Here is a 12,833-nt window from a genome sequence, read left to right as displayed (position 1 = left end):
CGGCTTACGGGTAACTGACCACGTTGACCGGCACCGTGCCCGACGGCGTGACACCGCCCGTGTCGTTGATGACGTGCGTGATCGTGCCGCGGTAGTTGAGCGACACCGTCAGCAGGCTGTGGAACCGGACGCCGGAGTTGTTCGGCACTTCGAACGCGTGGTAGCTGGACACCGCCGGGTTCGTGTCGAAGAAGCAGTAACTCCCGAGACCCCACGCCTCATGGGACGTCACGTTTGCCCCGACCTTGTAGGCGGCGTACCCGGCGACGCCCGATGGGGCGTTCCACGATGCCTGGTTCGGCACGTCGTAGGGCATCTCGTTCTGGAAGAAGATCGTCCGGCCGCCCTGGCCGTTCCAGATCACCTGGTACTTCTGGTAATGCTCGACGAACAGGCCGGTGGCCAGCACGTTCGCGCCGTTGACGACGAGCCCGGTGTCGGCCGTGTTGACGTTCCAGCCGTACGTGCCCGCGTTGCCGTGGTCGGCCCGCCACGCCCAGATGTGGTCGATGATCGTGTTGGCGCTGTTGACGATCAGGCTGTTCGTCGCCTTGCCCGCGATCTGGCCGCCGATCCGGAAGAAGACGTCCTGGACCGTCGTCGGGTTCGAGGCGTGCGACGCCGACGAGCCGGACTGGCCGACGGTCAGCAGGGCCTGGGAGTTCGTCGTGCCGGCGTCGAAGAGCAGGCCCTTGAGCCGGACACCGTCCACATCGGACACCTGCATGGCGTTGACGCCGTTGTCGGGCACCAGCGTCGGGTAGCCGATGCCGAGGATGGTCGTGTTGGCGCGGGTCACGTTGAGCGTCTGGTTCAGGTGGTAGATGCCCGGCGTGAAGAACAGGTTGCAGCCGGCCGCGAGGGCGTTGTTGATCGACGCGGCCGTGTCGCCGGACTTGACGACGTAGAACTGGCTCATCGGTGCCGAAGTGCCCGGCGTGCTGCCGTTCGCCCAGCTCGGGCCGGACGCGTTCGTGCGCAGGGAGGGCAGGAACACGCGGTACTTGCCGGTGCCGTCGACGTAGAGGTAGGGGACGTCACGGGAGACCGGCGTCGTGGCGAGGGTGGTCTCCGGCGGGTTCGGGAACGTGGTCGCCGGCGCGCCGCTGGTGCCGGAGAAGACCATGTTCCACACGCCGCCGTTCCAGCTGCCGAGCGCGGAGTCGCGGGTGTACCACTGCTGCTGCGACACCGACGCGGCCTGGCCGGACACGCGCGAGTCGGCGATGTAGCCGCCGCTGGCGAAGCCGTAGCTCGCCGGGTACAGCTGCAGACCGCCGCGGATGTCCATCCGGCGGAACGGCGCGGCCTGGGCCACCGCCCAGCGGTCGTTGCCGCTGGAGGGGTTGACGGCCATGTTCTCCGCCGAGCGCCAGAAGTTCTGCAGCGCGACGCCGTTGTCGGAGGCGTTGAAGGCGTCCACGGTGATGTCGCCGTTGATGACGACGTCGCCGGGGTTCTGGCCGAGGCCCGCGACCGAGGTGTAGAAGCCGACGTTGTCGTGCACGCCGTAGGTGCCCGGTTTGAAGAGGTGGGCGACGCGGCGCTCGGCGAACTGCGCGGTGAGCGTGTCCTTCTGGTTGTTGAAGTCCGTGTCCAGCTGCGCCTGGATGGCCGCCGCGGACATGCTCGGGTCGAAGATCCGCACGTTCGGCCCGAAGTTCGGGGTGTCCGACTGCGTCGGGCAGCCCGCCTGGGTGCCGATGGTGTACGTCGCGCTCGACACCGGGGAGGTCGTCGAACCGGACTTGGTCGCGATCGCGTTGACCGTGCGGGAGTTCGGAACGCTGATCGGTCCACTGTAGACCGGCGAGGACGCGGTGGGCGTCGAGCCGTCCACCGTGTACCAGATGGTCGCGCCCGCGGTGGCGCTGCTGATCGTCACCGTCTGGGCACTGGCGTAGGTGCCGCCGGGCGGGCTGAACGACGGCGCCGCGACCGTCGTCGTGCCGCCGCCGACGGTGTAGCTGAAGTGCGGGGTGTCGTACTGCGGGCCGCTCTTCTCGTAGGTGAACCAGTAGTCGAGGACGTTTCCGCTGCTCAGGCCGTTGACGGTGGTCCGCCAGGTGCCGGAGCCGTTGGTCATCCGGACGTTCTGCTGGCCGACGCCCGGGACGCCGGTGTAGTGGACGTCCACGTACAGCGCCGGGGTGGTCGGGGTGAAGCTGATCTGCACCTGACTGGCGCTGGGCTGGCTGACGCTCTGGGTGTAGTCGTCCGCGGCCAGCGCGGCCGGGGCACTCAGCCCGGCCGCCACGAGCACTGCCGAGGCGACGAGCGCGAGCGCCGGGCCGCGTCGTCGAAGCTTGTCCAGGGTCCGGTTCACGCCGTGACACCTCCGCCGTTGGGGATCCACGAGCATTTGTTGCGAGTCACAACAAAGTAGCTCCCGGTCAGCGGGTTCCCCAGTCACTTTTTGGTAACGTTTGTCTGGACCAATGCGGTGGGTGACCGCAGGCGGTCGGCCCGCCGGGGTCCGGCACCCGACCTCGGTCGGGTGACGTTCGGGCGTCGCGTTTTCGCCGCTCCGCGCCCGGGGTAAGGATGTGTCCATGGTGGACACCGAAGTCCTCTCGCGGACGGATCCGCGCGCCCTCGACGTCGTCACCCCGCTCGGCGGGGTGCGGTTCGCCGTCCGCCTCGGGGGCTGGGCGGTGCCCGCGAGACCGGAGCTGACCTGGGGGCTGCCCTCCGGGGCGCGGCTGTGCCGGTGGCGCTCGGAGTCCGCGCGGCTCGACGTGCTGTCCGGCCGCACCGCGTCCGGGCCGTCCGGGGTCACCCGGGACGCCGTCCTCTTCCGGGTGCTGGCGCGGGAAGACGTCGGCGAGTTCGTCGTCGAGGCCGAGCTGGCCGGCGCCCCGGCCGGCGCGGGCGTCTGGGAAAGCGCCTTCAGCGCCGAGACCGCCGACGCCGTGGTGAGCGTCGGCGGGCCCGGTGCCGAACTGCTGCGGCGGTACTCGCGGGCCGGGCAGCACGTGCCGCCGTACTGGTCGCGGCTGCTCGGTGGGGACGCCGTCGAACGGACCGGCGGCCGGCTCGCCTGGCGGCTGCCCCGCGTCGCGCGCGGTGACTACGCCGACCTGTGGGTGGCCGTGGCGTGGAGCGAACCGGACCGGCACCCGGGCACGTGGCCTGCCGTCGACCTCGACCCGGCCCGGGTGCAGCGGGAGCTAACCCAGTGAAACCCGGTCCAGGTCCGGAGCCCCCGCGCGGTCGTTGCCGATCCGGAGCGTATTGGCGCCCGCGGTCAGCGTCACCGGGACCGAAGTGGTGTACGGGGTGTTGTTCCCGGCGCCGCTGACCTTCACCTCCACCGGGGCGCCGCCGTTCACCGACACGAAGTACGACCGGTCGCCGTTGACGGTGAAGTCCAGGTACAGCAGGTACTGGCCCGCCGCGGGAACAGTCACGCCCGGGAACGTCACCGCCGCGCCCGGCCCGATGTTGCGCACCTTCTGGCCGCCCGAGCACGGCGAGCAGTTCGTGACGCCGGCGTCGCCGATGTCGTTCGCCGAGTCCTCCGCCTCGCGCATGAACACCCGGTCCGCGGGCCGCTGCTTCACCTGCACCGGCTTGCTCACGGCCTTCGTGCGCCCGAGCGTGCGGAAGGTCGCCGTCACCGGGATGCTCACGTCCTGCGCCGCCGGCGCGGTGACCGTCCACGACCCGCTCAGGACCTGGCCGAGCCGCAGGTCCGGCGCGGTCACGGCGGCACCCTGGATCGTCCAGCCCGGCGGGACGACCGGCGCCAGCGAGACGTCGTCGATCGGGTCGTCGACGTCCAGCCGCAGGGACGCGGTGATGCGCAGGGCCTGCTGCCCCGGCGAAACCCACTGCACGCCGGCCGGTTGCACGGTCAACGTCGTCCTCGGGGTGGAGGACTCGGGTGGCATCGGCGCCACGGCGATCCGGTCGAGGTCCGCCGTCCCGGAGACCTTGATCGTGTTGGCGCCGGCGTTGAGCGGTACCGGGATCGCCCCCGGCGCGGCGACCGTGACCGGGGCGGCGCCGTTGACGCTCACCGAGAGCGTGCCCGGCCCGGTCGTGTCCAGCTGCAGCCGCGACGGGCCGGTGGCCTGGACGTCCCGGAAGACGACCGCGCCGCGGTCGAGGCCGGTCACCGCGTTCGTGCCCGAGCACGCCTCGCACCACACCGGCGTCGCCTTGCCCTCGAAGCCGTTGCGCCACGACTCCGCTTCCAGCGGCACCTCGCCGCGCGGGTCGGGGTAGCCGTAGGCGACGTCGATCTCGTCGAGCGCGAGCTGCCGGTAGAACGGCTTGGCCTGCGGCCCGGCCCACGTGTTCAGCACCTCGAGCTTCAGGTACCGCGCGTGCACCTCGCCGACGTCGATGAACTGGACGCCGCGGGCACTGGGCAGGGCGCCGGTGCGGACCGTGCGCCAGGTCTGGCCGTCGTCACTGGCGTGGACGCGGTAGTCCTTGATGCGCGCGGAATCCTCGGCGCGGCCGAAGGACTCCCGCGCGTACGTCGGCGACGACTCGCGCTCGTGCACCGCGAGGTAGGCCGTCGACCGCTTCCGGCCCAGGTCCAGCGTCACGGACACGGGCAGCTGGCCACCCGCGTCCCAGTAGGTCAGGTAACTGCCGTCGACGAGGCTGGGAGCCGAGGCCTTGATGGTGCTCTTGTCGTAGAAGTACTGCTGCCCGGCCGTGTTCACTTTGAACACCGTGTCGTAGGTGTCCCAGTCGCTGATGTCCAGAATGGACAGATAGCCGCCGGACTGGGCGAACCGCATCGGCTTCCCGGTGCGCAGGTCGGAAACGCCGGTGACGCGGTAGCCGTTGTCCCGCAGCCGGACCAGATTCGTCGACGGCCGGGTGACGACGTGGACGTACTGCGTCTTGGCGCCGGGGCGGACGGTGATCACGCCGTGGGCGCCGTCGTTCCAGAGGCCGGGCTGCAGGCCGCCGTACATGTACCCGCCGCCCTCGGTGCCTTCGAGCGACTCGCGGATCGGCTGCCGCCAGGTCGCCATGAAGTCGTTGAACGCCTCCTGCTGCGGCGGGAACCGGCCGCTCAGCATGGCGGTTTCGGCCATCAGCGACTTGATCGACGAGCCGGCGTTCGTGATGTAGCGGCCGGTGGACAGCCGGAAGTCGACCGCCTGGTCGCCGCCGCTGTACCACCAGTCGCCGTTGGTCGGCAGCTTGTAGTCGGCCTCGGTCAGCCGCGGCATCGGCGTGTAGACGGCCTGCGGGTAGTCGTACGACGGCGTCATGCCGGTCTTCTGCTCGTTGCTGACCGTGTCCATGATCGGCGTGTCCTCGTTGTTGTTGCTCAGCAACCAGGACGGCCGCTTGGCGCGGACGCGTTCGTAGAGCCCGTGCTGCTCCCAGTACTCGTTGTCGTTGTCGATCCAGAACCCGGCGAGCCCGGCGTACCGGTCCATGACCTCGTCGAACAGGTCGTAGCTGTACTCGCCGAAGCCGGGCCGGGTGGTCAGGTCGACCGGCTTGCCCTTGTACGCGGAGTAGGCGGCCGAGTCGAGGGACTCGTGCCCGGTTTCGTTGTGCCACTGGGGATCGTCGGTCATGTAGAGCATGACCCGCACACCCTGGGCCTGGCCGGCGGCGATGAGCTCGCCGAGGAAGTCGCGCTGCGTCGAGCAGCTGCCCGGGACCTTCGACGGCCACGGCCGCGCGTAGCCCAGCCGGCTGTGGAAAGTGGTCAGGACGACGTAGGACGCGCCCAGCTTCTTCGCCTCGTCGATCCAGTAACCCGGCGTCCAGCCACCGCCGGTGACGTCGCGCTCCCAGGCGGCGCAGTCGGTGTGCCGCGGCGCGGTGAACATGCCCCAGTGCAGGAACAGCCCGGCGGTCGAGGCCCGCAGCCAGGCCTGCCGCGGGTGGTACAGCTCGGCGTTCGCGGGACTGACCAGGCTCGCCACCAGCGCGACGGCGGCGGCGAGGCAGGCAAGCAGTCGGATTCTCAAGGGACCTCCTCGTCCGGAGAGATCCGATGATTGGTTGGTCATATATCGTACGTCAAGGGAAGATGCCGCTCATCGGCACACAATCGTCTGATCTGTCACAAACGTGCGCTCGCGGCCGTCAAGGGGGTGATCGCACCGCGAAAGGACGAACCCCGTGAACGACGACCTCCTGGCCCGCAGCTTCGAAAGCCATCGCGACCACCTGCGGTCCGTCGCCTACCGGATGCTGGGCTCGCTGGCCGAGGCCGAGGACGCCGTCCAGGAAGCGTGGCTGAAGCTCAGCCGGAGCGACACCGCGGCCGTCGAAAACCTGGCCGGGTGGCTCACCACCGTCGTCGGGCGGGTGTGCCTCGACATGCTGCGCTCGCGCAAGGCCCGGCGCGAAGAGCCGTGGGAAACCCTGGTGCCCGACCCGATCGTCAGCCGCGAGGACGACGGCCCCGAGCACGAAGCGCTGATCGCGGACTCCGTCGGCCTCGCGCTGCTGGTCGTGCTCGACACGCTCACCCCGGCCGAACGGCTGGCGTTCGTGCTGCGGGACATGTTCGCGATGCCGTTCGAGGAGATCGCCGTGGTCGTCGGCCGGTCCGAGGCGGCGACCCGGCAGCTGGCCAGCCGCGCCCGGCGGCGGCGGTGGCCAACCAGGCACTCACGTTCTCCCGCCTCGACGCCGGCGGCGGCGTGGTCCACCGGGCCCTGGTCAACGGCGCGGCGGGCGTGGTCGCGACCCGGGACGGCCGGCCGTCCTCCGTGCTGGGCTTCACGGTGACGGGCGGCCGGATCGTCGAGATCGACATCGTCGCCGACCCCGAGCGCCTCAGCCGGCTGGACCTGGCCGTCCTCGACTGACCCCGATGTCATGAAAGAGTCGTTCATGACGTCAGACGTCATGAACGACTCTTTCATGACGTTTCCGGGACCACCGCGCCGGACTCGCCCGTCACCAGGGCGAGCCCGCCGCCGTCGGCGAAGTGCAGGTAGCGGGTGCGGCCGTCCGCGTACCGCCGCACCGCGTCCGCGATCACGACCACCAGCTCGCCGTCCTCGATGGCGTAGTGGTCGTCCGGGGACAGGACTTCGTGGATGCGCGAGCCGTTCGTGACCAGGGTGCGGACCCGGCGGCCGGTGTGGTCGTAGCTGTACAGCGCGTTGACGCCGTCGTCGCCGTGCACCCCGCGCAGCCGGCCGAACGCGTCCCGGATCTCGCTGCCGGACAACGGCGCCGGCGCCGGCCCTGGCTCGATGTCGCGCACCAGCCCGCCCGGCCCGGTGAGCACGTGCCGCCCGCCGGCCCGGTGCTCGCTGACGCCGTTCGCGTAGTGCACCGCGGTGCGGCGGCCGCTCAGGTCGTAGCTCACGGCGTCGACGAAGCCCGGCACGCACACCAGCCTGCCGACCTCGTCGTACTGGTGCCGCACGGCCAGCCGCCCGTCGCCGGCGTCCGGGTAGACCACTTCGGACACCCGCCCGTCGGCCCGGCGCGTCACGTCGAGCCGGTACTCGACGGCCACGTGCGCCGGGCGCCAGCGCTTCTCGGCGGGCCGGCCGAGCGCGTCGTAGCCGAACTGGGTCACGCCGCATTCGTCGATGACGCGCACCAGCCGCCCGCAGCTGTGCGGCCCCGCGCCGAGCGGCACCGCGAGCCCGCCGTCGTGGTGGGTGAACGTGGTCACCGGTGTGCCGCGCGGGTCGTCGACCAGCACCGCGACCACCCGGCCCGCCGCGTCCCGGACCCGGAACACCGTGTGCCCGCCCGCGGTCCGCGACTCGACGACGTTGCCGGCCGCGTCCCGGACGACCACGGCACCGTCCGGACCACGCAGCTCCCGCCCGAGCAGATCGGGCACGCCGGCTGCCTCTTCGGGACCGTCGTCCCGGACGGGCAGCGGGCGGCCCAGCGCGTCGTACCGGAACTCCTCGGGTGCCGGCAGCGGAGCGCCGTCCCGGAACGCCCGGCTCGTCCGGCACACCAGGCCGCGCGCGCAGTACTCGTGGTGTTCGTCGACGACGTCGCCGAGCAGTTCCGCGTGCCGCCGCTCCAGCAGCCGGCCGGCGCCGTCGTGCAGCTCGGCCGTCACCAGGACCTCGGCCTCGCCGGACACGGCCCGCTGTTCGGTGGTGACGCGGGGGCCGTCGTAGCGGTACCGGACGGTCGGCAGCTCCGCCGAGTCGCCCGGCCGCACGACCGTTTCGGGACGGCCCAGCGGGTCGTGGGTCAGCGTGGTCACCGCACCCGCCGGGTCGGTCACCTCGCACACCCGCGCGGTCCGGACGTCGTACCGGGTGACCGTCACGTTCCCGAGCGGGTCGGTGGTCACCTCGGGGAAGCACTGGTCGGCCGAGTACCGGACCTCCCGGGTGTGGCCGAGCGGATCGGTCGTCGTGGTGCGCAGCCCGGCGACCGAGCCGAGCCGCCCGTGGAACGTCGTGACCCACCAGCCTTCCTCGCCGGGACGGCGGTGGTAGCCGTGGTGGCGCAGGTCCGGCGGGCGCGCGCCGTAGACGTCGGCGACGAGCGCGTCGGTGAGCACCAGCTCCTCGCGGGCGGTGAGGAAGCCGTGGGAGCCGGCGAAGCCGTCGGGTTCTTCGTCGTAGCGGAAGATCGTGTCGGAGAGGACTTCCCCGGTGCCGTCCACCGCGCGGACCCGGGCCGGGAGCGCGGCGAACCGGTGTTCGGGGTCCGTCGCGTACTTCGTCCGCGTCTCGCGCACGACGGGGTCGCGGCCGGGCCGCTCGGTCGTCTCCACCTCGCGGACCGGGTTCCCGGCCGGGTCGAAGGCCGTCTCCGTCGTGGTGACCGAAACCGGCGACTCGCGGCGCTCGAACACCGTCGTCACCGACCGTGTCCACTGTGGACGCCGGGTGTGCTCGACGCGGCGGTACGGACGGCCCGCCGCCGCCGAGCCGTCGAGGCCGTAGGTCTCCTCCCTGGCCAGGAGGCCGCGGTCGCCGAACCAGCGCACGGTCCGCAGGGTGGGCGCGTACTCGTCGCCGAGCTCGTCCTGGACGACGCGGCCGAAGACCGGGAGCCGGTGGTCGTGGTACTCGAACTCGGTCACGCCCACGTGGCCGGTGACCGCTTCGCGGCGCGAGACTCGCCGGACCACGGGCACCGAGGCGACCGTCGCGTATTCGATGGCGGTGCGCAGCCCCGTCCCGTTGTCGATCTCGCACAGCCGTCCGGCCCGCGGCAGCTCTTCGAGGGACTGGAACGGCACGGCGTCGAGCACGGACACCCCGCCGCCGGCCCGCGCCCGCGCGGCCAGCCGGACCCGCCGCGCCGGCGGGGCGTCGACAGTGGTGTAGGCCAGCCGCAGCACCGGAGCGGCGGTTTCGGCGCCCTGTGCGTCGAAGCCGGTGAGCGCCACCGACGTCAGCAGGGACGCGCCCGTGACGTCGTCGGCGTCGTAGCCGAGGGTCCACCGCCGCACCAGCGGCCGCGCCGAGCCGGGCACCCGCAGGTCGATCCGCGCGCAGCGCAGCGCCGTCGTGACGAGGGTGCCGCCGCGGCCGCGGCGCAGCACGTCCGGCCGCGGCTCGTAGGTGAACTCCACTTCGTACGGGCCGTAGGAGACGCGCGTGAGGTAGGCCTGGCCGCTGTGGTGCGCCCAGGCGAACGCCGTGGTGGTGCCGAAGGCGTCCTCGGTCCGGTCGAGGTACCAGGTGGTGTCGTCGCCGGGGCCGAGGAAGTGCCGCAGACCCGATCGGGTGGTGAGCAGGTAGCCGTCGCCGCGGCGGACGAGCCGGCCCGCGGTGCCGGGCGGCGCGGGGTCGTCCGACGGCCCGACGTGCGGCAGCGGGATGGTGAACCCGCCGCCGAACGGGCCGTCCGGCGCGCCGGTCGCGTAGTGCAGCGCGAGCGCGGGCGCGCTGCCGCCGGGACCGGGCGGCAGGTCGAGCGGCAGCGTGAAGCAGCCGCCCCCGGTCGCCGGTTCCGGCGTGAAGGCGGCCTCGTGCGTGCTCGACCGGAGCACAACCATGGTGATCTCCCCGCATGGGTTCGTGACTTCCGGAGGGCCAAGTGGGTGAGCGAGGGGCGCCAGATACGTCGTCACCCGTTTGCCGTCACCGTTACGCAGTCGTGATGTCGGTGTCGTATCCCAAGGGCGGCCCGCGGGTCTTTCCCGGGTGCCGTTGGTGATCAGTGACGGGGGCGAAGGCAGCAGGAGGGTGGACCCGATGGTCGTCAGGTTCGTGCGGGACGAGACCGCGGAAGCAGCGGTGGAAGACGCGAGCACGCTCAACCAGCTCCCGGCCCCGCCCCGGCAGTTGCTCGACCGGCACGGCGCGCGCGTGCTGGACCCGGCGACGGCCGTCGTCGCGGCCGGGCAGCCTGCCCCGCGCACCACCGTGTACCGGCCGGGCGTGTTCCTCGTGCCGCAGCGGTTCCTCCGTGACCAGCAGACGCTGGGCGCGATCAACGGCGTCCTGGCCCGCATCGGCCTCTACGCCGAGCCGGCAGGCGACGGCGACACGAAGGAGGCGGCCCGTCCCCGGCAGCTCGACGACCTGCCGGTCCGCGCCCTGCTGCGCGTCCGCGAAGACGCCGATCCGGTCGTCGTCGACTGCTGGAAGGCACTCCAGCTGCTGAAGTCCGCGGCGTCGGGCGAGCGGCCGGAGCTCGACCCTGATGTTGCAGCCGCAATTTCGCCGGAGCACCTGCTGTTCAGCACGCCGGTGTTCGGGGGCGTGCCGTGGGAGACCAGCGGCCTCGGCGGCACCCCTTGGGAGACCAGCGGGTTCGGCGCGGGCAGCTCCTACGGCCGCACCCGCGGCGCCAACCGGATCCCGGTGACGCTGGCCGCGGCCCCGCCGTACCGCAGCGAGAAGCCCGCGCAGCGGCGTCCGGTGATCGCCGTGCTGGACACCGGCATCGGCCCGCACCCGTGGTTCGGCCTCGCCGACCGCAGCGGCCCGCCGCCCGCGGGGTCCGGGCTCGCCGTCGCCCCGGGCATCCAGGCGGCGATCCTGCAGGCCCAGCAGGCTTCCGGCGCCACGCTGCCGACCCAGCTGCTCACCGACTACTGGGACGCGCCGACGACCGGCCAGCCGCTGATCGGCGACGTCGACACCGACACCGGGCACGGCCTGTTCATCGCCGGCATCGTCCGGCAGGCCTGCCCCGAAGCCGACACCCTCGCGATCCGCGTGGTGCACAGCGACGGCGTCGCCTACGAAGCCGACGTCCTGCTCGCGCTGCACCTGCTGGCCGACCGCGTGCGGGCCGCGCAGGCGGACAACCGGCCGGAGGACATGGTCGACGTCGTCTCGCTGTCCCTGGGTTACTACGAGGAGAACCCGGCGGACGTCGCCTACACCGGCCAGTTCGGCGCGGCCATCGCCGAGCTGCTGGGCCTCGGCGTGCTCGTCGTCGCCGCGGCGGGCAACGACGCCACCACGCGCCGGTTCTACCCGGCGGCCTTCGCCGACCAGCCGCTCGGCGGCGGCAGCGGCCCGCAGGTGATCAGCGTCGGCGCGCTCAACCCCGACGTCACCACGAGCAAGGCGCTGTTCTCCAACGAAGGCCCGTGGGTGCACTGCTGGGCGACCGGCGCCGGCGTCGTCAGCACGTACCCGACCGACGTCCGCGGCACCGCGGCCGCCGACCACGAGGTGCCCGGGTTCGGCCGCAACTCCTTCGACCCGGACGACTACAGCGCCGGCTTCGCGGTCTGGGACGGGACGTCGTTCGCCGCGCCGCTCGCCGCCGCCGAGCTCGGCAAGGCCCTGCTGCAGTCCGGTGACCTGGCCACGGTCGACCGCGAGACCGTCGTCAAGCGCGCCTGGACCGCGCTGGGTGCGCTGTGAACGTGGCCAGGACCGACCACGCGCGCGTGGCGACCCTGTTCGACGCCGCGCGGGAGGGCGACCGCGCGGCGCTGGACGAGCTGGTCGCCCTGCTCACGCCGTTGCTCTGGCAGGTGGCGCGCGACCAGGGCCTGGACGCCGACCAGGCGGCCGACGTCGTGCAGACGACGTGGCTGCGGCTGCTCGGCTCGTTCGCGGAGATCCGGTCGCCGGTCGCGCTGACCGGCTGGCTGATCACCGTCACCAAGCGGGAGGCCTGGCGCACGGGGGAACGGCGCCAGGTCGAGCGGCCGCTGCCGGAGCTCCCGGAGCGGCTGACCGAAGCATCGCCGGCACCCGAGGAGGGGGTGCTGCGCGAGGACCAGCGCGCGCGGCTGTGGCGCGCGGTGGACAACCTGCCCGAACGCTGCCGCAGCCTGCTGCGGATCGTGGCGTTCGTGCACCGGCCGGACTACGCCGAAGTCGGCGCCCGGCTGGGGATGCCGAGGGGGAGTATCGGCCCGACCAGGGGACGCTGCCTCGCGCGCCTGCGCGAGCAGCTACTCGCCAACGGCGAAGGAGATTGGCTGTGACCACCGTCGAACCACCAGGCGCTGACGAGCCCTTGGACGAGCTCGACTTCCGGCTGCTGGCCGGCGTGCGCGAGCTGTGGGAAGACGCCGACCCGATGCCCGCCACGCTGGTGGACCAGATCCGCTTCGCGATCCGCCTGGAGGACGTCGACCTGGAGGTGATGCGCATCCGCGAGCAGGAGTCCTTGGCGGACGCGCGCAGTGCCGCCGAGCAGGGCAGGCTGATCACGTTCGACAGCGAGAGCCTGACGATCATGGTGAACGTGAGCCCCGAACCCGGGGGCACGATCCGCCTGGACGGCTGGCTCACGCCCCCGGCTGCCCACCCGATCGAGGTCCGCACGAGCTCGGGCCCGCTGGTGACGACGTCGGACGAGGAAGGCCGGTTCGCGGTGAGCGGGGTGCCGCACGGGATGGTGCAGGTGCTGGTCCGCACGGCCGGCCGGACCAGGACGGTGAGCACGCCGGCGATCGAGCTCTGAGCACGGTCCGCATCGGG

Annotated in this window: 7 protein-coding genes and 1 pseudogene; 5 read left to right on the top strand and 3 right to left on the bottom strand. The window is 72.3% G+C overall.

Going from position 1 to position 12,833, the window contains the following annotated elements; genetic code table 11:
- Positions 1 to 4 precede the first annotated feature (4 nt).
- Positions 5 to 2,326: a chitobiase/beta-hexosaminidase C-terminal domain-containing protein gene (locus tag BLW76_RS45595; RefSeq protein WP_091318715.1), complete on the bottom strand. Its 2,322-nt coding sequence runs from the start codon at positions 2,324 to 2,326 to the stop codon at positions 5 to 7.
- A gap of 226 nt (positions 2,327 to 2,552) precedes the next feature.
- Here BLW76_RS45595 and BLW76_RS45590 point away from each other — a divergent pair, with 226 nt between their 5' ends.
- Positions 2,553 to 3,182: a hypothetical protein gene (locus BLW76_RS45590; protein ID WP_091318714.1), complete on the top strand. Its 630-nt coding sequence runs from the start codon at positions 2,553 to 2,555 to the stop codon at positions 3,180 to 3,182.
- Here the strand turns inward: BLW76_RS45590 and BLW76_RS45585 are convergent.
- A complete protein-coding gene (locus BLW76_RS45585; RefSeq protein ID WP_091318712.1) occupies positions 3,171 to 5,954 on the bottom strand; it encodes an alpha-L-fucosidase in 2,784 nt (927 codons plus the stop codon). The genes BLW76_RS45590 and BLW76_RS45585 overlap by 12 nt on opposite strands.
- Before the next feature lie 154 nt (positions 5,955 to 6,108).
- On the opposite strand from BLW76_RS45585, the pseudogene BLW76_RS45580 reads away from it, so the two are divergent.
- Positions 6,109 to 6,803, top strand: a pseudogene (locus BLW76_RS45580) (sigma-70 family RNA polymerase sigma factor).
- A gap of 53 nt (positions 6,804 to 6,856) precedes the next feature.
- Here the strand turns inward: BLW76_RS45580 and BLW76_RS45575 are convergent.
- Complete coding sequence (locus tag BLW76_RS45575; protein ID WP_091318711.1) at positions 6,857 to 9,934, bottom strand: RHS repeat domain-containing protein; 3,078 nt, start codon at positions 9,932 to 9,934, stop codon at positions 6,857 to 6,859.
- A 199-nt stretch (positions 9,935 to 10,133) separates the two neighbouring features.
- Here BLW76_RS45575 and BLW76_RS45570 point away from each other — a divergent pair, with 199 nt between their 5' ends.
- From BLW76_RS45570 to BLW76_RS45560, 3 genes are read left to right on the top strand one after another with little or no spacing between them, the layout of a single operon-like run.
- The gene (locus BLW76_RS45570) at positions 10,134 to 11,762 is read left to right on the top strand and encodes a S8 family peptidase (protein ID WP_091318709.1); all 1,629 of its coding nucleotides are present in this window, start codon (positions 10,134 to 10,136) and stop codon (positions 11,760 to 11,762) included.
- Positions 11,759 to 12,334, top strand: a complete 576-nt coding sequence (locus BLW76_RS45565) for an RNA polymerase sigma factor (RefSeq protein ID WP_091318708.1) — start codon at positions 11,759 to 11,761, stop codon at positions 12,332 to 12,334. Before BLW76_RS45570 ends, BLW76_RS45565 begins: the two co-directional genes overlap by 4 nt.
- Positions 12,331 to 12,816, top strand: a complete 486-nt coding sequence (locus tag BLW76_RS45560) for a hypothetical protein (protein ID WP_091318706.1) — start codon at positions 12,331 to 12,333, stop codon at positions 12,814 to 12,816. Before BLW76_RS45565 ends, BLW76_RS45560 begins: the two co-directional genes overlap by 4 nt.
- Positions 12,817 to 12,833: the final 17 nt, after the last annotated feature.

It is taken from the genome of Amycolatopsis tolypomycina, assembly GCF_900105945.1.
GTDB classification, from domain to species: Bacteria; Actinomycetota; Actinomycetes; order Mycobacteriales; family Pseudonocardiaceae; genus Amycolatopsis; species Amycolatopsis tolypomycina.
Note: the sequence above shows the minus strand (reverse complement) of the source record. Positions and strands in the feature narration are given on the sequence as shown.